Annotated in this window: 15 protein-coding genes; 1 reads left to right on the forward strand and 14 read right to left on the reverse strand. The window is 67.6% G+C overall.

What is annotated here, in order from left to right; all coding sequences use genetic code 11:
* Nucleotides 1-8 precede the first annotated feature (8 nt).
* The 4 genes from RB2654_RS06985 to RB2654_RS07000 all read right to left on the reverse strand — a co-directional run bounded on the left by RB2654_RS06985 (nucleotide 9) and on the right by RB2654_RS07000 (nucleotide 7,784).
* Entirely contained in the window at nucleotides 9-3,986 is a 3,978-nt protein-coding gene (locus RB2654_RS06985) for a hypothetical protein (protein WP_040884524.1), read from the reverse strand.
* Nucleotides 3,976-4,890, reverse strand: coding sequence for a peptidoglycan-binding domain-containing protein (locus RB2654_RS06990; protein ID WP_148912479.1), 915 nt, complete (start codon nucleotides 4,888-4,890; stop codon nucleotides 3,976-3,978). Before RB2654_RS06990 ends, RB2654_RS06985 begins: the two co-directional genes overlap by 11 nt.
* A gap of 291 nt (nucleotides 4,891-5,181) precedes the next feature.
* A complete protein-coding gene (locus tag RB2654_RS06995; RefSeq protein ID WP_008329978.1) occupies nucleotides 5,182-6,204 on the reverse strand; it encodes a Gfo/Idh/MocA family oxidoreductase in 1,023 nt (340 codons plus the stop codon).
* On the reverse strand, nucleotides 6,201-7,784 hold the full coding sequence (locus tag RB2654_RS07000) for a GMC oxidoreductase (RefSeq protein WP_008329979.1): 1,584 nt from the start codon (nucleotides 7,782-7,784) through the stop codon (nucleotides 6,201-6,203). The genes RB2654_RS06995 and RB2654_RS07000 overlap by 4 nt, the downstream gene beginning before the upstream one ends.
* A 312-nt stretch (nucleotides 7,785-8,096) precedes the next feature.
* Between RB2654_RS07000 and RB2654_RS07005 the strand changes: the two genes are divergently transcribed.
* Entirely contained in the window at nucleotides 8,097-13,115 is a 5,019-nt protein-coding gene (locus RB2654_RS07005) for a cadherin-like domain-containing protein (protein WP_008329980.1), read from the forward strand.
* A 28-nt stretch (nucleotides 13,116-13,143) separates the two neighbouring features.
* Here RB2654_RS07005 and RB2654_RS07010 read toward each other — a convergent pair whose 3' ends face one another.
* Genes RB2654_RS07010 through RB2654_RS07055 form a run of 10 tightly spaced genes read right to left on the reverse strand, consistent with a single transcriptional unit; the run spans nucleotide 13,144 to nucleotide 26,357 of the window.
* Nucleotides 13,144-13,677, reverse strand: coding sequence for a hypothetical protein (locus RB2654_RS07010; RefSeq protein ID WP_008329981.1), 534 nt, complete (start codon nucleotides 13,675-13,677; stop codon nucleotides 13,144-13,146).
* An 8-nt stretch (nucleotides 13,678-13,685) separates the two neighbouring features.
* Complete coding sequence (locus RB2654_RS07015) at nucleotides 13,686-16,055, reverse strand: DUF6519 domain-containing protein (RefSeq protein WP_008329982.1); 2,370 nt, start codon at nucleotides 16,053-16,055, stop codon at nucleotides 13,686-13,688.
* Nucleotides 16,052-18,529, reverse strand: coding sequence for a hypothetical protein (locus RB2654_RS07020; protein ID WP_008329983.1), 2,478 nt, complete (start codon nucleotides 18,527-18,529; stop codon nucleotides 16,052-16,054). Before RB2654_RS07020 ends, RB2654_RS07015 begins: the two co-directional genes overlap by 4 nt.
* Complete coding sequence (locus RB2654_RS07025; RefSeq protein ID WP_008329984.1) at nucleotides 18,526-21,168, reverse strand: baseplate J/gp47 family protein; 2,643 nt, start codon at nucleotides 21,166-21,168, stop codon at nucleotides 18,526-18,528. The genes RB2654_RS07020 and RB2654_RS07025 overlap by 4 nt, the downstream gene beginning before the upstream one ends.
* Nucleotides 21,165-23,699 (reverse strand): baseplate J/gp47 family protein, encoded by a 2,535-nt coding sequence (locus tag RB2654_RS07030; RefSeq protein WP_008329985.1) that lies wholly within the window; start codon nucleotides 23,697-23,699, stop codon nucleotides 21,165-21,167. Before RB2654_RS07030 ends, RB2654_RS07025 begins: the two co-directional genes overlap by 4 nt.
* Nucleotides 23,696-24,070, reverse strand: coding sequence for a GPW/gp25 family protein (locus tag RB2654_RS07035; protein ID WP_008329986.1), 375 nt, complete (start codon nucleotides 24,068-24,070; stop codon nucleotides 23,696-23,698). The genes RB2654_RS07030 and RB2654_RS07035 overlap by 4 nt, the downstream gene beginning before the upstream one ends.
* Nucleotides 24,067-24,402, reverse strand: coding sequence for a hypothetical protein (locus tag RB2654_RS07040; RefSeq protein ID WP_008329987.1), 336 nt, complete (start codon nucleotides 24,400-24,402; stop codon nucleotides 24,067-24,069). Before RB2654_RS07040 ends, RB2654_RS07035 begins: the two co-directional genes overlap by 4 nt.
* A gap of 17 nt (nucleotides 24,403-24,419) precedes the next feature.
* On the reverse strand, nucleotides 24,420-24,935 hold the full coding sequence (locus tag RB2654_RS07045; protein WP_008329988.1) for a phage baseplate assembly protein V: 516 nt from the start codon (nucleotides 24,933-24,935) through the stop codon (nucleotides 24,420-24,422).
* Nucleotides 24,932-26,050: a hypothetical protein gene (locus RB2654_RS07050; RefSeq protein ID WP_040884526.1), complete on the reverse strand. Its 1,119-nt coding sequence runs from the start codon at nucleotides 26,048-26,050 to the stop codon at nucleotides 24,932-24,934. The genes RB2654_RS07045 and RB2654_RS07050 overlap by 4 nt, the downstream gene beginning before the upstream one ends.
* Entirely contained in the window at nucleotides 26,037-26,357 is a 321-nt protein-coding gene (locus tag RB2654_RS07055; protein WP_008329997.1) for a hypothetical protein, read from the reverse strand. The genes RB2654_RS07050 and RB2654_RS07055 overlap by 14 nt, the downstream gene beginning before the upstream one ends.
* Between the last annotated feature and the right edge of the window lie 7 nt (nucleotides 26,358-26,364).

A 26,364-nucleotide genomic window follows, 5' to 3' on the forward strand; every position in this document is an offset into this window, starting at 1 on the left:
AGGGGCCGTCAGCGCCGCGCGGTCCAGTCCGAGGTATAGGTCGCGGTCGGACAATCGGGTTCTTCCGGCTCGTCCTCTTCGATCATCCCGAGCGACGTGGCCCCCGCGATCGCACCGCCGATGGCCGCGCCGATCCCCGACATGGCGCAGACCATGTCCGGCATCCGGACCGACCCCTGCGCCTCGAGCGTGCCACCGCGCGCCCGTGCATCGTAATCCACCGACACCGTGACGCCGTCTTTCGTGATGGTGCCCTGAAGCTTCAGCACGTCGCGCGACACGCGGCCCGTGATCGGCATTTGGTCGCTCTCGAACAACAGGTTGCCCGTCGCCACGCCGTTCTGCACCGTGACATCGACGTTGACCGGCCACGGAAAGGTCTTTCCGTCCCCGGTGATGAGGATCTGGCCGGAGCCGCGCCAGCGCCCGTCGAGGTCGTCGCTGTCGCCCGACGTCGGGCGGCTGGTCGTGGGCGGCGGGGTTCGGGTGACCGACTGTTCCTCGGCCTGCGCGCAGTCGCGCTGCGCCTCTGCCACCCGCGTGCGTGCCCGGTCGAGGGCGGCGACGTTGAACGCGATCCCGTCGAGCCGCGCGACAAGCGCCGCAAGATCGCCGGAACAGGTGCCGACCGCGCGGTCGACCTCAGCCAACGCGCTTTCGATGGTCGCGACGGCCGCGACCGCTCCCTGCACGCGGCCGCGCTGTTCGGGGCAGTAGGTCAGCGCCTCGTCCATGTTGGCCAGCACCAATGCCTCGTCCAAAAGGCTGCGCGCTTCGGACCAGTTCGACCGATCCACAGCCGTGGTCACGTAGCCCTCCATTCGCGACAACTCGGCACATGGGTCCGACACGGTGGGCGGTGCCGTAGGGGTCGCACAGTCTTGCTTCGCCGCTGCGATCCGGCCCAGCGCGGTCTTGAACCAGAGGTGGCCTTCGAACCGTGCTGTCGCCTCGATCTCATCCAGCCGTGCCATGTCGCACCCGGCGACCGCCGATGTCAGGTCGCGTTCCAGACCCCTCAGTTTCGCGATGTTGGACAGGCCCAGATAGACCCGGTCGAGAAGCCCGTCGCAATGCCGCCCCCGGACCAATAGATCGGTCTTGAGCTCGGCCAGCGCGGTTTGGGCGGGGACCAGTTTGTTGTCGCGGTAGTCGGCCCGGGCGCTGTTCAAGCGGGCGAGGAAGCCGTTACAGGCTGCCTCCTGCGCCGCGACCCGATCCGCCTCTTCCCGTGCACGCGCTTCCGCGCAGCGCGTCTTGCCTGCGGCGATCCTGTCGATTTCGACCTGAAACAGCGGATGGTCCCGCCCCGCGCTCGCCTCCGCCAGCCGATCCATGAGCGCGATGTCGCAGACGGTGATCGCATCTGTGACCTGCGCCGAGAACGCCTCCAGCGTGGCGATCTGCTCCAATCCCTGTTCGGCGCGATCCGCATAGGCCGGGCACAGGGGCGGCGTGGCGCCGCGCGACTGGTCGAGGACACGGGTCAGCCCGGCCCGTGCGGGCGCCAGCCGGTTGGCGCGGTAGTCGGCCCGTGCCGTTTCGAAGGTCGCGATGAGCGATGACGCTTGCCGGACCTGATCGGACAGGGCCGTCAGCCGCACCCCGGAAAGCCCCGCGATTTCGGCCGCCGCACGCGACAGGGCCGCCTGATCGCAGGAGGCCAAGGCCGCCCGCGCCGCGTCGGCCACACGTTCCGCCTGCGCGACGCGATTGCGCAGATCGGCGAGACGGTCGGCAAGCGGCGGGTCACACAGCGCACCCTGCCCCGTCGCCCCGGCATGGGGATCGAGGCGTTGGGCGACACGGTTGAAGGCGGGCGTGTTGCCGGACAGAAGTTGCGCCTCGGTTTCAAGGATGCCGCGTTCGAGGGCGAGGCAGGCGGCCAGAACCTCGGGGTCCGGGGTATCCGGTTCGGGTTGCTCCGGCTCTCCGGTGGTCACGGGGGGTGGTGCGGGTTCGGGCGGCGTGGCGCCCGTCTCGGGGGTCTCGGCTTGCGGCACCGGCACCGTCAGCACGATGTCCGTGCGTGCGGTCGTGCCGCCGTCCCGACGCTCGTAGAAAAGCGCGTTGCGCCGGACATAGCCGCGCCGGAACCGTTCGGTCGGACCGCGCCCTGCCGACGTTTCGGCAGAAGCCGACACGACCGGGAAAGACCCGGCGGACAAGGCGGTGATGGTGAAGCGGCCCGCGGCATTCGCCTGCCACGCCTCGCATCCGCGCACTTCTTCGCCATTCGCGACCGACACGTCGAGGATCGCGCCGGGCACCGGCCGCCCGTTTTCGTCACGCACCCGGCCCTCGAGGATCACGACCGACAGACCGCCGATCTTGTCGGCGAGGTCCAGATACGTCTCCATCGCGTCGCCGCCGCGTTGCACACCGGGGCCGAAGCCGCCCTCGAATGCGACGGAGGAGGCGGCGATGACCTTGGCCAGACTGTCGCCTCCGACCGCGAGGGGGCGGACCAGCGCCTCGGGCGTCTCACCCACCGCCGCGGCGGCGGCACCGACGATCTGGTCGAGCGAACAGCGTTCGCCGGGTGCGACGAGGGTGCGCAGCGCAGCCATACCACCCTCGATCTCGTCGACGATATCGCGCGCCTCCTCCATCAGGGCCAGCGGGCCACCGGGCGGCGAGGTGTTGTAGACCGACCCGATCAGGTTCACGTGACCGTCCGGGTCGCGCACGATGGGATAGCCAAGCTCGGCACCGGCGTCGATCAGGTCCATCGCCGCGAGAACGCCCGCGCGCCCCGTGCCGTTCGTGCCTTCGAGGAACGTCGTGCCGTTGTAGAAATAGTAGGTGGCGTCCTGCGCGCCCTGCGTGACGTAGATGTGCTTGAACGGCCATGTGCCGTATTTCATCGGGCAGGCGAGCAGGCCCTTGTCGTTGAAATACTGCGCCTTTGGGTCGCGCGACGGCACGCCGACCCCAAGGCAGAAGCCGTTGCGCTGGTTGATCTTCTGTTCGAGCGCCAGTGTGGCGGCCAGCAATTGCTCGGCCGCATCCACATAGGCGATGACGATGTCGCCCATGAACTGCGTCAGCGGCCCGCCGACGGTGCCGGCCACTTCGCCCCCGATCCGCATGAGGCCGAGAAAGCCCTGAACCTGACTGACCGGCTCGTTCGTGCCCACGGCGGAATAGATGACCGCCGCCGCTTGACCGAGCTGATAGGTCTCGTTGATCGCGCGCAATTGCCCTTCGTTCGCCTTGAACCGGTCCATCCATTCGCCGGACAGCCCGACCTTTTGCAAGGCGTCGGCGGTGGGCGTGTCTGGGGGCGAGGCGTCCAGTTCCTGCCCGGCGCGCAGCAGTTGGTTCACGCGGGTCTGCGCGGTATCCGCCAGACCGCGTAGCCCCGCGATGATTTCGGCGGACTGGCCGTTCGTCAGGTCGACATAGGTTTTCCATGCCGACAACAGCCATGCCCGGTCTTCTCCGGTCGTGAAATAGGCCAGCGCATAGGCCTGCGCTTCCGCCGGGGCGTCGTTCAGCCACTCGACCGCCATCGCGTCCATCTCGGGCGACCCCGGCGCGTATTTCGCCTGCGCCTCGGGCGGGAGGATCGCGTAGAGCTGTTCCGCGACGAATTTCCAGAACCCGCCGGTCAGTTCGGCCACCTGACGGTCGACGGACGCGTTGATCTGGGTCTGGACGTCGGTGATGGGGCCAGTGACGGCGTCGGTGATCTGGCCGACCCATTCGTCCTTCTTCTCGTTGCAGAAATGCAGGAAGAACGGCTCGGTATCCAGAACGCCGCCGTCGAACCGAAGCTCGGTCTCGGCCAGTCGCGACGACAGCGCGGCATACAAGTCGCCGCAGGGATCGACGGGGTAGCTGATCTTGACCGCGTTCGGTCGGCCCACGCCCTCCAGCACGCTCGCGAAACGGGTCTGCGCGGTCGCGGGCAGGCTTGCGCACAGGGACACCGCGAAGATGACGCAGGCAAACGCCGCCCGGATGACCGACCTAGAAATCATCGAGGCTACCTGCCCCCAGCAGGTCGTCGGCTTTGGTGTTGACGGTCGCGGCAGGCGCAGGGGTCGGTGCGGGTGTCGGCGTGGCTGCGGGCGGCGTGCCGCCGGGCGGTCCGATCATGTCGTTCATATCGATCAGATCCGCCGGGTTCGCGGCAGGGCGCGTCGCGGCGATGCGGCGGATCGCGGCCTGCGTGCCGCTGCCGATGATCCCGTCGATGGCCCCGGTGTAAAGGCCCATGCGCCTGAGCTCCATCTGGATGCCCTTGCAGAACTCGACCATATCGCGGCACTCCCCCCGTGCGGCACGCCCCTCGCCCGCCTGCGCGAGGATCGTGGGATCGGCCACGCGCTCATAGGCGCGCACGGCAAGGAACCCAGCGAAATGATCGAAGACGGGCTGGTTTCGGCGCTGGCCCTCGATCCGGAAAGAGCGGAGCAACTGCTGGGTCTGAAGCACATCGCCGTTCGACACCCGGTAGAGATACCAGTCCATCACGCCGGGGCGCTGATAGAAGGTGTCGTCGTCCAACGGCGCGCCGAGCGACTGCGCGACGCGGCGGATTTCGCCTTCGTCGTAGATCGCCGCGCTCGCCTGACCGGTCGCCGCGCCGGGGGCCGGATCGCCACCGAACCCCACGCAGTCGATGATGTCGTTCTCGAGCGCCATGTCGAGCATGTCGGGCGGCAGGAGTTGCGCTTGCCGGGAGGTGATCGACGTGAAGAACGACAGCGCGCGCGAGTTGTTGCGCGCCGCGACGACACGCCCCTGCATCTCGGATTTCGCACCCACGTAGTCCTTGCAATAGGCCACATAGGGCGTATTGCCCTGCCCCGCGTCGAACAGGATCCAGAACATCTGCCGGGTCGGCAGATACTGTTTGATCGCGGCCCGCGCGTCGCTCAACCCGGGGAAATCGCTGGGTTTGTTCTGTGCAACAAGCGGTGTCGAAAGCGTAAGGGCCCACGCCGCGACGACGAATGGCAAATGCCGAAGAACGGACGTCATACAATAATCCCCCTCGAGTCCCGACCCGAACCGTGAAAACGCACGGCAGGTTCAGGTTAGCACGGGATCGTTAAATGACGAAATCCGACGTAGGATTATCCGGGCACGGGGGCTGGCCCGGTCGTTGAAACCATAGGCAGGGCATCAGTTGAATAGGCGCAGGCGCGTTCCGGTCGCGACCAAAGGCCCCTATCCACGCCGGGCGAGCACCGCACGCAGAAGGCTGGTCTGACCGCCGCCCGCACCGAAATCGCGGAACCGTTTCAGGCGCTCGACGACCGTCGTGACGACGAAATCGTAAAGGCCATCGGTGATGTCGTACTCCACCTTGCCGGCGATCAGGTCTTCGATCAGCCGCGCATACCCCCGGATCTTGAGCCGGTTTATCATGGACGGATCCTCGAGATAGGCCAGCGGCAGGGATGCCATATGGTCCTCGACCGGATCGGACGGCAGGGGCGTTCCGTCGAGCGTCGTCGGCTGATACCAGCCCGACGGGTCTTGCGGAAAGCCAAGGACATGGCCGGTGCCTTCGCCGTCGAAGCCGGGATCGTTGGAAACCCATCCCGTCGTGCCGCTGACCGAGATGACCCCGTTGCCGTAGTCGCGCGGCATGATCGTGACGCAGCGCACGCCGTTGCCGGTCACGATGTCATAGGCGGCCTTGCCGTTCTTCGTGGTCGCTTTCATGGAGCGAAACCAGCGCGACCCCGCAAGCGCCCGCAACGTCGCAAGCCCGTGGTACCGATAACTCATCCTATCGAGCGTGATCCGTTTCGGGTCACCGATCGCGCCGCTGGCGACAAGATCGCGGATGGCGAGGATCGGCGACAGCTTGATCCAGTCTTCCCCGACAATGACCGATTTGAAGCCCCGGAACATGCGCGACTTGACGAGATCGGACAACCGCAGGGGCGGCGTGTCCATGACGACGGACATGGTCTTTTTCCCCGGCACCGCGTTCAAGGCGTCCAGCACATTTCGGATCGCTGCCGGTTTGACGGCGACGATGACGATATCGACGCCGTCGAAGTGTTTCGCCTCCAGCGACGTGATCGTCTGCACCTCGCTGCCGTCCGGCAGGGGCACGGCCCGCGGCTTGCGGGAATGGATGCCGGCCAACTCGACCATGTCGCCCAGCGCGAGAATGGCGGGAAGAACCGTCGACCTGACGCGCGTGCCTGCGCCCACGATAGCGATTTTCGGTGTCATAACAGCTTTTCCTTGAGGCGGTCCGCCAAACGAATGGACAGGGCCACGATTGTGAATGTCGGGTTGCCGAAGCCGCCGGTCGGAAACACCGAAGACCCGGCGATATGCAGGTTCGAAATACCATGCACGCGGCAATCCGGATCGACAACCGAGGTTTCGGGCCGCGCGCCCATCCGCGTCGTGCCCATGTGATGCGATGCACTCGAATAGGGCAGGTCCGCGGCCTCGGGCCTTTGCCCCGCCGTCCAGATGAGCGTACCCGCGCCGGTCTCCGCAAGCAGGGCCTGAAGCTCGTCGTGCAGTTCGAGGACCGAGTGCAATTCGACCTCAGACGCCTTCCACCGGACTTTCGCAAGGGGATGCCCGAGCGGATCGGGGGTGTCCGACAGCGTGACCCGGTTTTCGGGGTCCGGTGCCATTTCGATGTGATAATTGATCTGAAAGGTCCGGTCCGGCCCCCTGAGCCCCGCTTTCTTCGTCAGGAGGAACCAGAGATACCGCACCGCAAGGCCCTTTGGCACCTTGAAGACATCGCGCAAAAGCTCGCGATAGAGTTTCATCTGCGTCGGGCGATGGCGGATCAGCACGAGCGTGGAGAACAGCTTTCGGATATCGTCGGTCGGCACCACGTCGAGCGCCGGTCGCCAGACGAAATAGGCATTCACGAGCCGCCCCTTCTCGCGAATGCGCCGCGCCATGTAGGAGCCGATGTCCATCCGGTCGCGGCCATTCGACGGGATCGCCATGCCGAGATCGTCGGGAAAGGTCTTGCCAGGGGCCAGAACGACTTTCGCGACATTCCCGCTGGGGTGGTCCATGTAGAAGCGTCCCACGTTGTCGTGGGCATTCCCGACCCCGCCTTCGATCTGGCTTTTGGACGCCAGCAGAAGCCTTGCGTTTTCGATACCGCCCGATGCCAGAACATAATCGCGCGCAATCACCTGAAACGCGGTCTTGCCGTGCAGGGTCTGGGCCTTGAGCGCGGCGACACCCGAATGATCGTCGGTCAGAACGATTTCCGTCGCCGTGCAGTTCAGATAGACCGCGATCGTTTCGCTGTTCGCGGCGACCTTGCCGACGGTCTGGCCGAAATCGAGCTGGTTCTTCCCAAGCCAATAGACCGAAGCGGGCTTCAGCCGCCGCGCGTCCGCTTCGCCGTCAGTCGGGGCGGTCCATTGCGCGAAGTCCTCGGGCGCCGGACCCTTGTGACGGCGCGAGGCGCGCTCGTAATAGGGGGCCAACTCCTCCGGCGTGATTGGCCAGCCGCTCCGCTCGATCCACGCGGCACCTTTCAGGTCTTCGGGCATCAACGGAAGCCACTTGCCGGACCAGGCAGTCGTCGATCCGCCGAACTGCCGTATCCGCGCGTTGCGCGGCACGGCTTTCTCGACGCTTTCCGTATCCGAAAAGACCTGCGCGTCCTTGTCGCGGCCTATATCCCCCGTTTCGAGAATGGCGATCTTCAGGCCCGTCCCGGCAAGCTCGTCCGCTAGGGTCAGGCCCGCCGCGCCCGCTCCGACGATACAAAGGTCAACTTCGATGCTGGCCGGAACGTCGGCGGTGCTGGCTTGAAATATCATTGCAGGATCGGTTTTAGGTATGTTCCGGTTTCGGTCAACGGGGAAAACGTCGCGCTCGCCGGGACGCGTGCGGTCGCCGGCGTGGCAGGTGCGCAAGTGATGCCCGCGCAGGCAATCGCCCACCGGACAGGCGACGCTTGCATCCACGCAGAGCGCGCAAGTCCGGAACACGGGGCGCGCTGACTGATCTTTTACCCCCGGCAAACCGTCAGGCGTTCCGGCGACCGCTTGCTTGATCGAACCCGGTTATCGGGCCATAGTTACCGGATTGTTTCAGGCTATTGGAACGGAGCATTCGAGCCGGGGGGCCTATTGTCAGATTTAACGAGCCTGCGGGCTTTCGATACATTCGACATTTCATTTTCGAGCCTGGGGGGCGGCAACCTGTTCGCGGCACTGTCCGAGGCGGAATACAGGTTGGGTCTGGCCGACCTCATCGACCCGAGCTTCGATCTGTTCGACATCCCCGAAGGGTCCGGCCTCGTCAGCGGGTCCGCCACGGCCAGCTTCGATACCGGCGTCGTCTATACCCCGGCCTCGGCCCTGAACACGGGCGCCGTGAGTTACGACCTCAACCTGTTCTACCTCGGTGACCATGAACGGCTGAACGACGCCGATGTCACCTTCGCCTTCGGCAGCAACACCGCGGCGGCGCAGTTCACGGGCGAGGTGTTCACCTCGGATCTCAAGGCCGAACTCTACCTCGACGGTCAGGTCGATTATACCGACGTGAAGGCCCACCTCCCGTGGTTCGAGAACGGCGAAAGCTACGACATCGGCTCCGGCTCGGTCAGCCTTGCCGATGCGACCGGCAAGGAGTGGCGGCTGACGCTGTTCGACACCGCCGATTACCTGCCCGACATGGCCAGCAACACGCAGATCGTGGCGGTCGATGGGCTGATCGACATCATTCTGAACCCGCTCAACGCGACGCCGGTCGATGTAGCCTACGCACCGGGCGAGAGTGCCGGGACGTCGGGCGGCGCACCCGTCATCGACCTGACGGTCAAGTCCGGCCCGCTGATCGACGCGCAATTCGACCTCGACGCCCTCGCGCAGACCCTTGGCGCCTTCGTCGCCGCCACCGTGCCGACCGGCGGTATCGGGGGCGAGGCGCTGGCGAAATACGTGGAGCTTTTCGGGTTCATCGACGTGCTGGAGGTCGACGTCTTCGACACGACCCTCAGGCACCTCGCCATACCCGCGCGACTTCGCGACAAACTCAAGGACGCCTACGACGCCCTGCCGCTGGCCCCGAATGCCGAGGTGGTGGTCTTCGATTCCACCTTCAACCTCGGGCTGGAGCTGTTGCAGGATATCCGGTTCGAACCGGGCGAGATCGAGTATCAGGTGACGGTCGGTGACGTGACGCGGATCGCGACCCTGTCGGACCCGATGACCTTCACCGATGCTGAACTCGACGCGCTCGAACCCGGCGAACGCCCGACCGTGCAATTTAGCATGACGGGGACATTCACCAGCGATCTAAGGCTGGCCCCGGTCATGTCGCTAAGCGCGACCGCCGGGCAGGCGAAGTTCCAGATCAAGACGGTCTCGCTCAGTAACCCCGGCGAGGTGTTCTCGCCCGACGCCGTCATCTCGAACTTCGTCTCCGAGGCGCTCTGGGCCGAGCAGGTGCCGGACGGTGGACTGAACTTCCTCGACGTCATCAAGCTCGACAGTCAGAGCCGCGAGGTCACGCTGACGACCGGCCCGTTCGACCTGCCCTACCAGCTGACACTGATCCGGGAGGTGCCGGTGCCGGAGGGGTCGCCCGTGCTCGTCACGCTGGCCGACCCGGATGCGGAAGGCACGCCCGGAAATGACGAGATTCGGGTGCTCGGCGGCGATTTCTCGGGCTTCACGGCGGGCGACACGATCACCATGCGCGGCGGGCAAGGCGACGACATCCTGCGCGAAGCACCGGCGGTCGCGACCGTCGTGCAGGACGGCGGACCCGGCAACGATTACATCGAGGCGATCGGGACCGTGACCGGCGGCACGGGCGACGACACGATCGAGGTGGTGTTCCATAGCGCGGGCGCCATCGTGGACACGGGCGAGGACAACGACCGCGTGTTCACCGCGCTGTCAGGCGGCGGCACCGTCACAACGTTGCGCACCGGGGCGGGGTCAGACCGGGTGGAGGACGTGGGCGCGCCGATCTCATCCACGCCTTTCGATCCAATCAGCGGTGTCGGCCTCGTCGATCTGGGCGCGGACGACGACCGGATGCAGGGCGGCGGGGCGATGATGCTGGTCCTCGGCGACGGTGACGACATCGTGGCGCGCGGCACCAACGGGCTCACCGAAATCGGATGGGGACTGCTCGCGGGCGACGGCGACGATTCCGCGACCGTGCGCATCGCCGACAACGGGGTTTCGGGCAAGACGATCTCGGGCGGGATCGGGAACGACTGGCTCGAAGTCGTCGGAGATTTCTTCGACTTCCTACCGCCCGCCCAGCGCGGCGTGTCGATCTTCGGCGAGACCGGAAACGACATCCTCAAACTCACGCAATTCACCGGCGAGGCCTTTGGCGGTGACGGCGACGACGAGCTGATCGGTCAGGCCTTCTCGCGTCTGGACGGGGGCGCGGACGACGACCGGATCACGGTGAGCGAGGCGATCTGGCTCGACATTTTCCAGCCCGACTATGCCGCCGCCGTGGCGGCCTCGGCCCTGACCGAAGTCGCGGGCGGCACCGGGCATGACGTGATCCGCGTCGAATTGAGCGACGTGAACCTCGGACGGCAACGCGCGAGCGTCTGGGCCGAGGGCGGCGACGGCGAAGACATCATCATCGACCACTACTTCCGCGCCCATGACACCGCCTCGGGCTTCGACTTCATCGCCCAAAGCGACGACATGTTCGACGGGGGGGACGGCGACGATATCGTGGCCGCGGGCACGGGTGACGATACGGTCGACGGAGGAGCCGGCGCGGACCTGCTGACCAAGCTCGCGGGCAACCTGACGCTCGACGCGGGCGACGGCGACGACATCATCCATATCGCCACCAACAGGTATCTCGACCCGCAGAACTTCACCTCGGACGCGGTGATCGCCAATCGGGGCGGCATGGTCACGGGGCGCGTCGAAGGCGGCGCAGACACCGATACGCTGCGCGTCGATCTGAGCGGCCTCTTCCGCGCGTCACCGGATTTCATCGCCCCCGGCGATGTTCGGTCCGGCCTGCGCGACTATCTGTTCGCGGACGAGTTGGACAGCGGCGTTCGGGTCATTCCGGCACGCCTGAACGTGGTGTTCGACACCGAGACCGACGGCCGGATCGAGTATCTCGACACGGGCGGCGGCATCATCGGCACCCTCGAATTCGCGAGCATCGAGTCCTTCGTGTTCGAAGGCATGGGCGAGGATGGGGTGCATCGCTTTCTGTCGCGCGGTGCGGTCGATTTCGACTTTTCGGCACTGGGCGCGGTGGATGTCGCCGAAACCGCAAGCACGGTACGCAACGTCACGAGTTACTTCGACCCCAACTTCGGCGTGTCCGGCGCGCGCGGCGAACTCGTCAGCACGCTGCGCGACGTCGATCTCGTCGTCTCGGACAGCGCAGGCGCGATCCCACTCGACATATCTCTGCAAGACCTCGTCGTTCGCGAGCATCGCATCGCCTCGTCACAGATCCACGGCGCGACCGAGACCGAAACCGACTTCGACCCGGTGGGCACGAACCCCGCGCCGCGCCCTGCCCCGGACACGCTGACCCCGACCGTCACCGACCATGTCACGGCACCCGTGCTGGGGGCCGGGTCGGCAGCGGTCGGCGTGCTGGCGAACACCGGCATCATTCTGAGCGTCGGCGACATTCCCGTAACCGACAGCGACAGCGCGCCCGAGGACGTGTTTCTGCGCGTGGCGAACCGGCCCGAGATCGGGTTCATCGCCCTCGGCACCACGCTTCTGGATCAGGGCAGCGTCTTCAGCCTTGCCGATCTCGCCGCCGGACGGGTCGCCTATGTCCACACCTCGGGCAGCGCCGCGACCACGGATCAGGTGCGGTTGGAGGTCTACGACCGGGACCGCCAGTTCGCCCGATCCGACTTCGGCGAGGCGGGGATTTTCCTACTCGACGTGACGGTGGATCGTTCCCGCGCCGTGGGCGGCGTTTTGAGCAGCCCGGCGCCCGGGGTTTATGAGACCGGCGACACGCTCCTCGAAATCGTGCTGACGACGGACGCGCCCTCCGTGGGTCCGCAATTCGTCGATCTCGCCTTCACCGGGGCCGCCGCCCCTGCGTTCGACGACCTGTTCGCCCGCATCCACATCGCCCACGGCGAGACGGAAGGACGGGTCTACCTGCCGCCGGAACAGGCCATGTCGGTGGCTCAGGGCGCGCTGACGGTTGCGGTCGCCCATACCTCGCTCGGGATAGCGACGGGCGGTATCGCCGATCTGGTGCTCGACGTGGTGGCAGGGGACGGGCCGGCCAACCGGGTCGCGACCGCCAGCGAGGTCGAGAGCCTGACCCTCCTGCCGGGGCGCAACCTGATCGCGGGCACACTGGACACGCTGCTGGGCGACACGATCCCCGGCTTCGGCGCGGACGACGCCATCCTCATCACCGACCGCGCGTTCACCCGTGCGAACGTGTCGGTGGATATCGACGGCACCCTCATTATCGACGTCGATAGGGACGGGACACCCGAAGGGCGCATCACGCTCCCTCCGCTCGCGGATGGCGATTTTCTTGTCTCACGCGGCGCTGACGGCACCACGATCACCTTCGAGGCGCACCTTCCCGACCTGTCGGAAGGCGCGAGGGTGGACCCTGACGACATCAACGGCGTGACGGCCCCGGCGTTCTTTTCCGGGCACAATATCGGCGGCATGACGGTCACGTTCGAGGCGGGGGCGCTGTCCTCGGCCCGTAACAGCGTGGGCATCTACGAAATCGATCCGTCCGGCAATCTCGGCCATGTCGCAATTCTGGCCCGCGATGCCTGGACGGCCACCGGGCCGATTGCCCTGTCCGTCAGCACGCCCGAGAACGACATCGGGTTTTTCCTCGTCAAGGACGGCGCACGCCAGATCGAGGCCAGCGTGTTCGATGCCGACGCCTTCTCGTTCCAGCTAGATGGGTCGGGCGGCTTCCATCTTGCCAGTAACGGTGCCGCGCTCGACGGCCTTCGGGTGTTCTTCAGCCACGACCCGACGCTCAACCCGGATGGCGCGCACCATGTCGTCTCCGGCATTTCGTCGGATGGGCGGGGCGCGATCCGGATCGGCTTCGAAGATCAGCTGCGGCTGGGGTCGAGCGACGACGATTTTCAGGACGTCGTGCTCTACCTCGACATCGACCCGCTGTGAGCCCCGGCATCGGGTATCAGCCCGGCCCTCAAGCCTCGTCGCAGGTGACCCGGTCCACGAGAAGTTCGGCCCCGCCAAACACCACATGGCCGAAGAAATTCTTCGGATAGATCACGCCGGTCAATGTCACGGTCAACACCGGATCGCCCGGCACCGAACTGTCAACAGCGACGGAGGCCAGCGCGCCGTCGAAATCGACGCCGTCGACCTGATGCATGTCGCTGACGGACAGAAACCGGCCGTTCACCGACAGGTTCGCGCTGCCCCCCGCATCCACGCAGCGAAACGCGAGCCGGCTCAAGGTCACGTGGCGTGGCGCGGTGTAGACGAAGGCGAACCGGTTCGCTTCGGCATACTGGCCCTGCATCGACGGGTGATGCCCTGCCGGATGCATCTCTGCCTGCCCGTTCGTCACCGTCGTCCCGTTGCTGTCCACGAACCCGGTTCCGAAAACGGCCCCCTTGCCGGTCTTGTCCCAGATGTTCGCGGGGCTGCTGGACAGCATGAAATTGGTCAGCACCGATCCCGGTGCCCAGTCTGTGAAATCGAAGTCGTATGTCATTTTCGCCCCTACTCGGTCAGATAGAACCAGCTTTTGAAATCGCAGCTCGTCGCCGCATCGCCTGCCGCGATGTTCCCGTCCTCGTCGAGCCGGAAGCCGTGCCGCGCAGGGCTTCCGGTGAGTTCGGTCGACACCGACCCGTTCATATGCCGGGGCGCCGTCCCGGTCTTGTCGCTGGCATAGATGGTGGAGGCGTCGAGTTGCACGAGAACCCGGAACGAATTGGTTCCGGCGACCCATTCGAACCCGGCCTCTTTCATGACGCTTTCAAGGTTCGCCGCGTCCGCCTTGGGCGTCCAGATCAGAACGTGGCGGTCGATCTTTTCATGCGTCTCCTCGTCCTCCTTTTTCAGAAAGGCGAGTTCCCCGACCATGACGACTTCGAGCATCGGGGGCGCGCCGGTGCCTTGGGCGGCGTCGTTCGCCATCACGAGTTTCACCCAGCACGCGTATTGCGCTTCCACGCAGTTGCGGTCGAGCCGCTCGTTGAAGGTGAACCGAAGGCCGTCGTCCATGAAATCCTTGATCGTGACGAACCCGTCGTTGGGCCAGTTCACCGCGATGACGCGGGGAAGGTCCGGCGCGGCGACCGCGCGCTGACACAGGGCATCGATGGCCTCCTGCACCGTGCGCAGACCTTTTAGGTCCGGGCACACGGCATCGTCGTTACGGTAGAGCGTGCGTGCGGCGGTGTTCACATCGGCGGTGAACATCACCGACTGGCCCGGCCCCGCGCCGCCGTCCAAGGTGGCGCGCAGACCGTGCGGTTTTTCCGCGGCCCCGATGTCGAGGCTCCAAGTCACCTCCACCCGCCCCTGTTTATCGGCATAGGTCACCGCCGGGTCCGAGGGCTTGATACCCTGACCTTCGATCTGCCCGGCCGAGAAATCGTCGACCGACGACCACTCGATCCGGGCACCCGGCACTGGCTGCTCGCCGCGCATCACGGCAAGGCGCAGCTTGCCCGGTAAGGGCTGGAACCTGTCCTCGGTCTCGGGAAACAGGCTTTGGCCGTCACCGCCTTGATAGGCCAGTATCCGGTCGGACAGGGTCGGAAGGATGATCCGGCAATCCTCGACCTTGAAGGTGGGGTGGCCACTTCCGAAGATCCCGATCGGCGCATACTTGCGCCACGGGCCGTGCGGCACCTCGAACGCGCCTTCGGGCCAGTCGATACTGCCGTCCGCCCGTGCGGTGAAGGTCCAGAAATCGCCGCGCCGGAACACCGCATCCTCGCCCCCACCAAGGGTCAGCGACAGGCCGAGGCCGATGTCCAGCGGCTTGGACCGCCCGTCATTGTCGATATCTTCGACAACGACCACGCCCGCACCGTCCGGCATACGGTCCCAGAGCCTGAGGAACCAGTCGCCGTTGCCCAGCGCCCCGGTCGCCGCGATGTCGGCAGGGGTGGCGGCCAGCGTCACCCGATCCTCGGTCGCGCGCGTCACCGCGAAGAGCCGCCCGGCCCCACCCTCGACCGCCTGCGCGGCGGTCGGGTCGATGTCGTCCTGCGGCGTGACGATCTCGGCATAGGTGCCCGGCGCGAACCACGTCCTCGGGTCGCGGGCGGGCGGCGACACACGCAGTTCGGCCCCGGACATCTCGTCGATCCGCACGAGGGTCGAGGCATTGCGCCGGGACACTTTCAGCTTCAGCCCCTTCAGACCGTAAACCCGCCCGTCATCCGGCGCATGTTCGGCCAAGGGTTCGCCGCCATGCACCTCCACCCGGTACATCAGGTTCTCAAGCCCGGAAAAACCGCCCTCCGGCAGGATCGTGCAGGGGTCCGCCACCGTCGCCGCAGCGGCCACATCGACGGAAAGCCGCCCGGTGGAATGGCTCGCCATGCCGCGCCAGACGTCGGTGTGCATCAGACTGGCGCATTGTGTCTTGTCGGGCAGCGGCAGGATCAGGATCTGCCAGTCCTGCATCGCGCGCCCGGCGGCCTCGGCATCGCCAAGCGCCTTGTCGGCATAGGCCGCGTCCTCGACCGGATCGACGTAACGCTCCACCGTCTTGAGCACATAGGCGAAGGTATCGCCGGGGGCGGATTGCAGGTCGACAGGGTTCGGCTGCCCGCCAAGCGTGACGTCGTCGGGGTTCTCGATCCGCGTGCCGGCCAGATAGGCCGCGCCGCGCGAAAACTCTATGGACTGCCCCGACTTGCGCGGCTCGAACGCCCGCCCCGTCACCAAGAGCCGGTCATCGGGGCCCAGCGTCTCGGCCGTCTCCCGTTCGATCCTGTAGAGCGGCAACTCGGCGCTGTGCGACAGGTCGGTGTCCAGAAGCACCTGACCCTGACGCGGGACGACCCGGCGCGGGGCGCGCTTGTCCTCGGGCCGGAACAGGTGACGCGAAGCATCGTTGCGAATGGTCATGGGCGATGTCTCCAATACATTGCGGAGCTGGAAAGGCTGTCGTCGAAAATCTCGGCTTCGGCGCCGAAGGGCAGGTAACTGTCAAGCGCGCGGGTCAGGTTCGCGCGCCGGATCGGGGTGCCGGTCGGCGCAAAGGCCCCCATTTCCGTGTCCGCTTCGCCCCCCGCACGGATACCGGGGTCGGTCAACGGATGCAGAACCCCCACCATCGGTTCGCAAAGATCGGTGTCATAGAACACGGGCGCCAGCCCCAGCGCGATGGCCTCGGCCTGTGCTGCCGACACCGGCCCCTCGGATCGCGCCGCCTGTAACGCAAGGTCGGGCTGGCAAAGGAACCGTTTTGGAAGCGCCTGCGAGGTGGCGGAGTAGGAATACCGCATACAGCCGACCTGATGGCGGATCACCTTCAGGCTCCCCGCAAAGATCGTATTCGTCGCGTCCAGCGTGCCGACCTCGACATGGCCCAGAATCGTCGCGTCGCAGACCGTCACGTCGGCCTGAGGCGCTTTCAAATGTAGCGACTTCTCCGGCGAGCCCCCGACGATGGAACGCCGCAGCGTGAGCCGGCTCCCACGCGCATCGCCGTATTTGCTGGAGCTCCAGACGCGGGCATGGTCTATGAGCGAGTCCTCGATGGTCACGGAAATCGGCTGGCCCGGCCGAACATTCAGCGCGGCGCGCGTCGGTTTTGCCCGGATGCTGCAATGACGCAGGGCGAGCGCACTGACGGAATGCGGCGCGGTGGTGATGCCGCGTGTAAAGGCGATCCCGTCAAGCGTCAGTGTCCCGATTTCTTCCGCGTCGGAGCGGGTCGTGCCGGGCGCGCGGCTTGGCTCGACCTGAATGGCGGCGGCCAGCGTGAACATCCGCTCCCGCCGCACGAGATAGCCGTGGCGGTTCGCCTCCACCGGCACGCCGGGGCGCGCCACCTGCGGTCGCCATTGGGCGGCGACCAGCGTCAGTTCGGTGCCGGGGTGGGTCTTGATCGTCAGGTTCGCGGTGCGGGCATCGCGGTCGGATCGGGCCAGCACGATGACCCCGACGGTGCCGGGCCGGTCGCCATGTGCGCTCCAGTCGGCCAGCGCCTGTTGCAGGGTTTCGACCCGGCGCACGGCCTTGCCCGGCTCCGGTTCGCTCGCCCGAGATCCGTCGACGATGCGGATGAAATGGGTTCGCCCCGCGCCGTCCACCAGTTCGAACGGCACGTCCGGGGCGTTGCGTTCATGCGGTCCGGCCCCGATGGGCCGCCCGATCCCGGTGGCATAGGCGACACGCACCTCATCGGCCTCGACACCCACGGGCAGCACCAGCCGCCCCGTCACCGGATCGAAGGCCGCGGAAATCGGCGCGGCACCCGTGGAGGCGACCGTTTCGCCGGGTCGCACCCATTCGTAGGCCCGCTCCGGGGCGGGACGCTTTGCGGGCGCTTCGTCGAAGTTGGCGATCAGCACCTCCCGCGCCGGGATCTGACGAAACGTAGCCTGCCCCTTCGCCCGGATGAACAGCGTGAAAGCCGGGTTCAGCGGGTCGAACCACTGGCCCGCGACAGGCCACCCGCCCTCCCCTTGCGCATAGGCCAGGCGCAAGGCGTCGGTCTCACGGTGAAGCGGCAGGCGGCGCAGCCGGTCGGGCATCCGTTCGGGCCGAACGCTGCCACCCGTCGCCTCATCCCCGTCGCTGCGGCGGTCGGGGTTGAACAGGCGGATCGGTTCGCCCGGCATCGGGGCGAGTTGAAAATACCCGGCCTTTTGCGTGGGAGGTTCACCCACCGGCCAAGGCTGCATCGGGGGGAGCGCGGCGACGTCTTCGGCGGGCAACGCATCACGGTCGAGGCCGCGTGTGTCCGGGGCGGCGAAGACCGGGACGACCGGGCGGAGAAGGTGCAGCCCCACAGACGGCACGAAGCCGCGCCCCCCGGCGCGCGAGATCGACCGGAGGTCCGAAACGCGCGGCAGCGCATCCTGCGCCGTGCCGACCCGCGCCCGCGCCTCGCCGTCGACAAGCGAGGCAAGGCCGGGACGATCGCCGCGCAGGTCCGCCAGATGCTGCAACCGGACCAGCCGCCGGAACACCTCGACCGCCTGAGCGCCTTCGCCCGTGATATCGGCGGCCAGCGCGGCCAGAACCCGCGCCGTGCCCTTGCCACGGCGATAGCGGATCGTATTCGCGATGAATGCCCGCGCATTCCAGCCGGCACCCTTTGGCAAGGGGTTCATCGGTTCCGCCGCGACCAGCGCGCCCAGTTCGGTCAAAGCGTCCTCCGGGGCCGTCTCGACGAACAGCGCGTCATGGAGGCGATCAAGCTCGCGGTCGATCTCGGCGCTGCCTTGCGCGAGGACAGCGATGAACGCCTCGAGCGCCCGGCCCTGCGCCGCGTCTTCGGCCCGGATGTCGGCCGGAAGCAGGGCGTAAAGCCGCGCAGCCACATCGTCGCGCCGCTCCTGCGTGATCTCGGGGGACCGGGTGGAGGTCATGGCACCATCTCCTCGAACGTGATCGTGTCGGCGGTGAAGTAAAGCAGCCCGCCTCGCCGGAACGACCGCCCTTCGAACCGGGGAACCGGACAGGGCAGCCGCGCCTGCGCCGGGCTGAACCCGCCGGGCGCCGCCGAGGTCAGCGTGACGACCCGCAACGCGACCACACCCTCAACGGCCTGCGCGGCGGCCAGAACCTCGGACGCGTGGAGCGCGGCGCCAAAGGCGCGTGCGGCGGGCGAAAACGCCTGTGCCAGCTTGGCGCGGATCGCCGCCTCCACAGTCTCGCGGTCCAGCGCGGGATCATGGGCAAGGGCGAGCGTCACGGACACCTCAAGCGCATCGAAACCCTCGATCCTGATGGCCCGTCCGGGCGGTCCGGCGGCCCGCAACGCCGCGCCCAGATCGGTGGGCAGGGCCGAACCGGGCACGGGCGGCGCGATCTCGGTCGTCGCGATGGTGATGACCATGACCTCGCGCATCCCGTCGCGCAGCACCGTCGCCATCGCTTTTCCGACACCGCGATAGTCGCCTGCGAAGGCCTCATAATCCCCGCGCGAGACGACCCGGTCCAAGGCCCGCACCGAGGCGGGGGCCGCGACCCGGATGTCTTCGATGCCCTCACGGTCCGACCCGCCGGTCGCGGGGATCGGGTTCGTCGCGGATTTCAGGCCCAGAACCGGCGTCATGATCGTTTCGATCCGCCCGGCATCCACATTGCCCGCGATCCCGCCCCCGGTGCGATAGGCGGCGGTCACCGCCTGCCCCCCGCCCGGCAATCGTCCGGCGAACTGCACCTCGGACGTGCCGCGCCCACCGGGCTTTGGCGGATGAACCCGGTAGGTCCGGTCCGCCCCGGTCTTGCCGAGGAGCGTGTCGCTTTCGTCGAAAAGCCGCCCTCCGACGCGGATGTCGAGCGCGGGGGCGTATCCGCGCGCGCCCGGCGCAGGCACATGGGCCAGCGGTCCGGTGCCAAGCGCGAACCGTTGCAGGGTACGGGCCGGGTTCGCGGTGCCCAGCGTCTCGGTCGCCGGGATCGTGGTTTCGCCCTGAGACGCGGACACGCAATTGCCGCGCAGCCGCAGCCCGGCGGCGTGGAAGGTGTTGGCGAGCGGCGCGGTGAACACCAGCGTCGTCATCCCCGGCCCCGGTTCGACCCGTGCCAGAACCGCGACTTCGGCCCCATGTGAACCGGCGCCGAAAAGCGTGCCTTCGAGGATGATCCGCCGCCCCGGTGACAGGCCCTCCAGAACGCCCTGAACCTCGATCCGGTCACGCGCGCCGTCGCGCGGCAGCCCCTCGTCCTTCAGGCCGACCACCATCGCTTCGCGCCCGGTCTCAAGCCGGATCGTCGTGTCGCGCAGCCGGTCGCGGAAGCTGAACTCCGCCGTGCTCAGATCGACGCCCTCGACCGCGATCTCGGTGACCTCCGAGGCCATCGCGAAATCGCTGCGTGCGCGCTCGCGGGTCGAGGCGATGCGCGTCAGCCGTTCGTGCCGGGGGGCGTGAACGTCGTAGCCCTCCGGCACATCCGGGTTGGCTTCGGGGCGCCGCCCGTCGGTGCCGGGAAGGTAGGGCGTGCCATCCTGCGCGATGCGGACCTTGTTGGGGTAAGAGAAGAGCGCCAGCCCTTCGGCCCGGACCTTGGCGTAGGCCGCGTTCAGATCCACCGATCCCCCCGTCGCGGCCCCGTCTCGTGACAGGACGAAATTCTTCCACTCGGTCGCGTCCTTCTCGCCCGTGTCGCCCTTTGCCTTGCGCACCTCATCGGACATCAGGGCGATGTCGGGCGCGCTTGCGCCGAACCCGGTCGCCTTTTCGCCGAGGACCACGACCGTCAAAGGGTCGGCACCGATGCCCGCCGCGTCTTCGGCGATCACGCGGCGCTGATTGCCCAGCGTGAGGATGGCCACCGCAGGCGTCATCTCACCCGGCGCGCCCCCGTCCAGTGGCGTCGGCGCGGGTCGCTCGACCTCGGTCACGCTTGCGACCAACCAGTTGGACGGCGTGATCTGGGCGGCCACGATGTCGCCCGCGCGAACGCCGCTCGCCGTGCCCGCGAGCACGAGCGTTTCGGTCTCGGCGGTGACCACAGGCATTTCGGGCGTGCGCACCGGCCACAGGGTGTTGAGACTTCGGAGCGCCAAGACATCCTCGTCCGCCTCGAAGGTCACGGGCATCTCGTCCTGCCCCGGCACGGTCGCGAATTTCAGCCCCCTCGGCACCGTCACGCGGTCCGGCGCCCCCTCGGTCTCGTCCACCGTCAACGCCAGCGTCGTCACGGCGGAGATCGCCGGGCGCGGCGTATAGCCGACCAATCCGGCCAATGCGACCAACGCGTCACGATCGGTCGTCAGTCTCAGGCAGCCGTCCTGCCACAGGCGGTTCGCGTTCCAAGCAAGGTTCGACAACCCGACCGCGAAGGCGTCGATAAGGGCGATAGCGGGGTCGGCGGGGTCGCGGGTGGTGAGCGGCGCAAGCGGTGCGGCGGTGCCGATGCGCACCCGACCGATGCGGTCCTCCATACGCTCCCGGATGGCCCCGTGGCGAAAGACGGTCGGATCGCCCACGGGCATCGAGGTGGCCGCCCCCTCGGAGCAACCGCAGCCCATATCGCCACAGGCGCAACGCTCGGTCATCGTCCGCCTCCCATGTTCAGGGTCAGCCGCCCGCGTTCGGGGAAATTCGGGTCGTCCGCCAGTTCGAGGATTTCCGCTTCGGCGGGCCGGATGACCCCGGCGCGCAACTCGCCTGCGTCGCGGCGGCCCAGACGTTGAAAGCGGCGCGGCGTCACGCTGGCGACGTCCTTGACCGCCATCACCGTCGCGACCAGCACCGACAGGTAGAGCGGCGTGCCGAAGGTCAGCCGGTCCGGATGGAAAAATCCGGGCGAGCCATCTGTCGGGCCTGTGGGCCGCAGCGCCGCGCGCACCGCCATGGCCACCTCGGACCGCAGCGCCGAGGGTGTCACGCAGATCTCGAGGTGGATGTCGAGCGGTGCGGGACGCGGAGCGCGGACCGCCACGTCGCAGCCGATCATCCGGTAGCGGTCGAGGAAGTCTTCGACTTCGCGCCTGAAACCCGGATCGACCTGTCGTCCCTCTGCGCGGTCGACGTAGATCAGCATGGTCTGCCAAGCGCCGGTCCAACGGGCAATGGCGGTCGCGTTGACGACATCGGGGTGGCGCATGGCGACCTCGGCGTAATCCTCGGGCGTGATGGCCCGGTCCTGCACCCGGAACGCCTCGGGCGCGCTGGCGCGGATCGTGGCGGCATCGGCGGGATCGGCCCCGCCGGATGCCGCGAGCGGGTTGGTGATCGTGATGGCCGCGCTTTCGAGCGGCACGGGTAGGACGCTGTGCGCCAGCGCGCCCGGCCCGATGTTTCCGCGTGTCCCGACCCCGATCCGAGCCGTCGCCCGGATCGTCGACCCCGGCGCCGGTTCCAGCCCGTTCACGCCGTCGCCGAAGCGCAGAGCCGCCCGCCCGTCGATGGTCGTCTCGACCACGAAGCCGCGCTCGAACGCGCCTGCGGACACCAGATCGCGCCGCGTCCGCCAGATCGAGAAATCGTCGTGCAGGTCGAGCGCGGGCAATGCCGCCTCGGGCGTAACCGTCATCAAGGCGGCGGCGGGCGCCGTGTCGGGGGGCGCTGTCAGGTCCACGGGCGCGATCCGCGACAGATCGGCCCGGTCCAGCTTGGGCCGCCAGACGAACCCCGGCTCGGGCTCAGGCGGGGTCAGGACCGGGCGAAGGCTGTCGGCGGTCGCGGACAGGGTCGCCTCCGCAGGCACGTCCACACTCTGCGCCACGTCGGTCAGATGCTCCGGCGGCGGCAGCGATGCGCCGTGATCGGCCAGCGTCACATTGCCCAGCACCGCAGCGCAGGCCACCGCCCCCCGCGCCGCGTTCGCCCCGTCGGGTCGGGCCGACAACACGAGGTCGAAGGGGAGCGCGTCTGCCGCCCCCCATGTCACGGTGACCAGTCGCAACGAGGGGGCGAGCAGGTCTTCCTCTGGCTCGGCGCGGGTCACGCGCACCATGTGCCGACGCTGCGGATCGGCATCGGCGGCAAGCCCGGTGTCCGGCGCCACCGTTTCGACCAGAACGAGCAGGTCACCCGCCCGGATCGGCCCGGCGCCGCCCCCGGTATCGACCAGCGTCGCCCGCGTCGCCCCGCGCGGCAACAGGCAGGCGTCATCGGACCACGTGTGAAACCCGATCGCGTTGCGCCACGACCAGAGCGGCAGATCCGCCAACGTCTCGAACACCACCGGCACCGCGCCCTGAAGTCGCGCGGCATAGGCACCGATCCCCAACACCGGCGGCGCGTCGCCTTGGCGGACGAGCATAGGAGTCCGGGCGGGCATCACCGCGCCCTCCGGCCCGCCAGAGCCGAGCGTCACCGCGACGGGCACCCGTGCGCTGGCCCCCTGCGGCGGGACGTAATCGACCAGCCGTGCGTGGCGCACCAGCGACCTTGGCTCGCGCGCCGTGCTGGGCAAAGCTTCGGTCCCGATCCAATCCAGCCGGTAGCTTTGCTGATCCAGCCGATAGGCCAACGCCTCGACCAGCGTGGTCGTGAAATCCGCGGCCTCGGCCCCCGTGAACCCCGGCACCAGTTCGGCCATCCGGTCCAGAAGCTGCCGCCGGAGCGCGGGCCAGTCGCGTGCGGTGCGGTCGATGGTGAGCGCCTCGATGGCGAAACTCTGCGGCGGGGTGCCGTCCTCGGGCGCGCAATCGAAGTCGGTCGGGCAATCGCGTTTGAACGAAATCTCGACCGAGGAGAGACGCGGATCGAAGCCGTTCGGGGGACGGCGCGCGCCCGCCGCCCGGACGATGGAGAGCGAATAGGTCGAGAAATCGGTGGGTTGCCCGCCCGGCAGGGTCAGGCGGTAGCCAAGGACGCTTTGTTGGTTCTTCAACGCCTCGACAGCCGGGGCCACAACGGGCGCAGGGAACCGCATACCCCCGGTGATCGCGAAATTCTGACCGGTCAGCGCAGGTCCGGGCAATGGGAGCGGCGAGACCAGTCTGACGCGGATCTCCGTCGGGTCCGCCACGGTCCGCCCGACCGCCACCTCGACATAGTCGATACCCGTCAGACCTTCGGTGGCCGCCACCGCCGCCCGGCGCCCCGGGTCGCAACAGGTATAGCGTGCGCCGATCATGGAAGCGCCTTCGACACGGTCAAGGTGTCGCTCGCCCCGGTCGCGCGTAGCCGATAGGCCAGATCCACGTCGAGCCGGGCCGCGTCGCCGTCGAAGGTCGCGCTCAGGCGCTCGATCACGATCAGGTGCCCCAGTTCCTGCTGAAGCCCGGCCTCCAGCGCGGCGGCCAGCGCCTCGGTCGCGATCCCGCCACCGCCGGAGAACAGCATCTGGCGCACGGGCGAGCCGAAGGCGGGCCGCATGACCCGTTCGCCCGGCATGGTCAGGATCAAGAGCCGCAGCATGTCGCGCACATGGGCGGCGCTGCCCGGCATATGCGTCGCCGCACGGCCCTCGGCGCTGGGACCGAAGGGAAAGGCCAGACGGGTCATTGTGCGACCACCCGCGTCTGCGAGCCGGAAATGATCGGCGGCCCGCCGGGGATCTGCTCGGCCGACAGGCACAGGGCCGAGAGGGGATTGATGAGCACGGGCTGGCCCAGCGAGGTGACGCGCGTGGACGCCGCGATCCACCGCGTCGTGATGCAGGGCTGGGGCTTGCCGTTGGGCAGGGTAAAGGCGCAGCCCGCCACCATCCCCGGATCGGTCAGCACCGCGACCGGCTGCCCGGAAACGGTGACCCGCGGGCTTTTCGGCAGGATCGTCAGCGTGCCCCCGTGCGGGCAGGTGGCGATCGTGTTGGCGTGAAGTATCGGTCCCAGCATGTTCCCTTCCCCCGTCTTCAGGTCACGACAAGCGCGCCGTTGTTGATGATGACCGAAGGGCCGGACATCACGATGGTCGCCCCCTGCCCGTTCGAAATCGTGGTGCCCGCCGCCCCCATCATGAAGAGCGCCCCCGTCGCGGTCTTGATGAGGACCTGCTGCGCGGGATTGTCCGACAGCGTGACCGATGTTCCGGTCGTGGTCTGGAAATGGATGTTGGGCGTCACCGGAGACGCACCGGCCAGCGCCAGCGCCGGGAAACCGCCGATCTCGGGGAAGAAGCCCCCCGACCAGATCGGGTAGTCGGGATCGCCCGCCTCGAACTCGACCCAGACGCCTGCGCCCAATTGCGGCAGCGCGACCATCCCCGCCATCGCCTTGGCCGCGAAGGGAAAGGAGGGCATCGCCCAGGTGGACGGGAACGCACCATACTTGTCGCCGAGCTGAACCATGATCCGGCCCTGGTTCTGCGGGTCGATGTTGTTCAGAACCGTCGCACGGTACTTGCCGAAATACTTGGGTCCGTCGGTCATGGGGTCACCGTCTCTTTCTGTGGCATCAGGCCCTCGCGGGCGAGTTGGAACGACTGGCGCCATGCGCCGCGGGTGAGCGAGTGGGTGACGGATGAGACATACCAGACCCCGTCATGCGCCCGCCCGGCCCCGCGCAGGCCTACCAGCTGCCGGGCGTTGAGCGGCTGGCCATAACGCGCGAGGTCGATGGTTCCGTTCGCCAGCACCGGATCGCCCTTGGCGGTGCCGGACAGGATCATCCCGGCCACTTCGGGTGCACTCAGCCGTTCGGTTTCCAGAAGCCGGGTCTTGCCGGGCACGACCGGACGCCCGGCCAGCGGCGGCTTCAATATGCCCACCGGCGGCGCCGGGACCGGAACCGAGAAATTGCCGGCCTTTACGAACCCGAAGGCAAGCTCGGCGACGTTGGCATCGACGCTGAAGCTCATCTCGTCGAGGTTGGACATCTGGTCGAAATCGAGCGTCAGCGCCGGTTGTGCCGTGCCCACCCGCACTTCGGGGCCCCAATAGGCGGTGTTGGTCCCGACCTCCGGCCCCGGCTTCATGTAAAAGACATAGCCCGCGTCCGAGGCCAGTTTGGACACATAGGCGAAGTCCGACCCCTGCTGCTGCGCGATCTTGTCGGTGGGGGACGCGACCACCGAGAACGGCGAGGGGATCACCATGGGGATGACGCCATACATCGCGTATTTCGCGACGATCAGCGCGACGCGGGCGAAGGGCGGCATCGCCGGGAACGGAAACCCGGTGAAGTCGATCAGGTCCATGTAGCCCGTGATATCCTCGCCCGTCAGCGTCAGGCGGTTCTGCCCCGGCTGGCGCGTGGCGGTGATGTCGTGGCGCTTGATCGGCCCGTCGGCAAGCACCCGCGACACCCCGTCGAGCGTCGCGACGAGGATCACGCGGTTCATCGGATCGAGCATACCGGACGGCAGGTATTCCGTCGCGATGGGCGAGGTTTTTCCATAGGTGAAGGTGATCTGGTATCCCGACCGCCGCCCCGTCGCCTCGGTCACTTCGGCGCTTTCCAAGGCCGCGGTCAATGGCTCGGGCGCAAGCGATGTGGCGAGCGGCCCGATCCTGAGCGAGAGGGAGACGCCCTTAAGTGTCGCCATCGCCGGACGCCTCCAGTGGCAGGGGCAGCATCAGCCGTTTGCGCGGCTCGGAGGTGACCCGCGCCGGGTCGTCGGCCCCGTCCGCATCCACGATGCGCCAGTAAAGCAGCGGGTCGCCCATCCGCTCGGCCGCGAGCGCGTCGATCCGCTCGTCGCCCGCAAGATCGACATGGCCCAAAGGCACGAACCGATCACGCGCGGGGATGATCCGCCGGCCCAGAAACGGCACGCCATCCCCGCCTTCGCCGTCCTCGATGCGAACGGGCGTGGTGTAGTAACGGCTGGTCGGCAGAACCGGATCGCTCATGCGTTCT

The organism is Maritimibacter alkaliphilus HTCC2654, from assembly GCF_000152805.1.
GTDB classification, from domain to species: domain Bacteria; phylum Pseudomonadota; class Alphaproteobacteria; order Rhodobacterales; family Rhodobacteraceae; genus Maritimibacter; species Maritimibacter alkaliphilus.

Excerpts from the sequence above, each read along its gene's own strand:
- RB2654_RS06995 (WP_008329978.1), bottom strand. The coding sequence starts at position 6,204 with ATGACACCGAAAATCGCTATCGTGGGCGCAGGCACGCGCGTCAGGTCG.
- RB2654_RS07015 (WP_008329982.1), bottom strand. The coding sequence starts at position 16,055 with ATGACCATTCGCAACGATGCTTCGCGTCACCTGTTCCGGCCCGAGGAC.
- RB2654_RS07055 (WP_008329997.1), bottom strand. The coding sequence starts at position 26,357 with ATGAGCGATCCGGTTCTGCCGACCAGCCGTTACTACACCACGCCCGTT.
- RB2654_RS07025 (WP_008329984.1), bottom strand. The coding sequence starts at position 21,168 with ATGACCGAGCGTTGCGCCTGTGGCGATATGGGCTGCGGTTGCTCCGAG.
- RB2654_RS07045 (WP_008329988.1), bottom strand. The coding sequence starts at position 24,935 with ATGACCGACGGACCCAAGTATTTCGGCAAGTACCGTGCGACGGTTCTG.
- RB2654_RS07040 (WP_008329987.1), bottom strand. The coding sequence starts at position 24,402 with ATGCTGGGACCGATACTTCACGCCAACACGATCGCCACCTGCCCGCAC.
- RB2654_RS07050 (WP_040884526.1), bottom strand. The coding sequence starts at position 26,050 with ATGGCGACACTTAAGGGCGTCTCCCTCTCGCTCAGGATCGGGCCGCTC.
- RB2654_RS07020 (WP_008329983.1), bottom strand. The coding sequence starts at position 18,529 with ATGACCTCCACCCGGTCCCCCGAGATCACGCAGGAGCGGCGCGACGAT.
- RB2654_RS07030 (WP_008329985.1), bottom strand. The coding sequence starts at position 23,699 with ATGATCGGCGCACGCTATACCTGTTGCGACCCGGGGCGCCGGGCGGCG.
- RB2654_RS07035 (WP_008329986.1), bottom strand. The coding sequence starts at position 24,070 with ATGACCCGTCTGGCCTTTCCCTTCGGTCCCAGCGCCGAGGGCCGTGCG.
- RB2654_RS07010 (WP_008329981.1), bottom strand. The coding sequence starts at position 13,677 with ATGACATACGACTTCGATTTCACAGACTGGGCACCGGGATCGGTGCTG.
- RB2654_RS07000 (WP_008329979.1), bottom strand. The coding sequence starts at position 7,784 with ATGATATTTCAAGCCAGCACCGCCGACGTTCCGGCCAGCATCGAAGTT.
- RB2654_RS06985 (WP_040884524.1), bottom strand. The coding sequence starts at position 3,986 with ATGATTTCTAGGTCGGTCATCCGGGCGGCGTTTGCCTGCGTCATCTTC.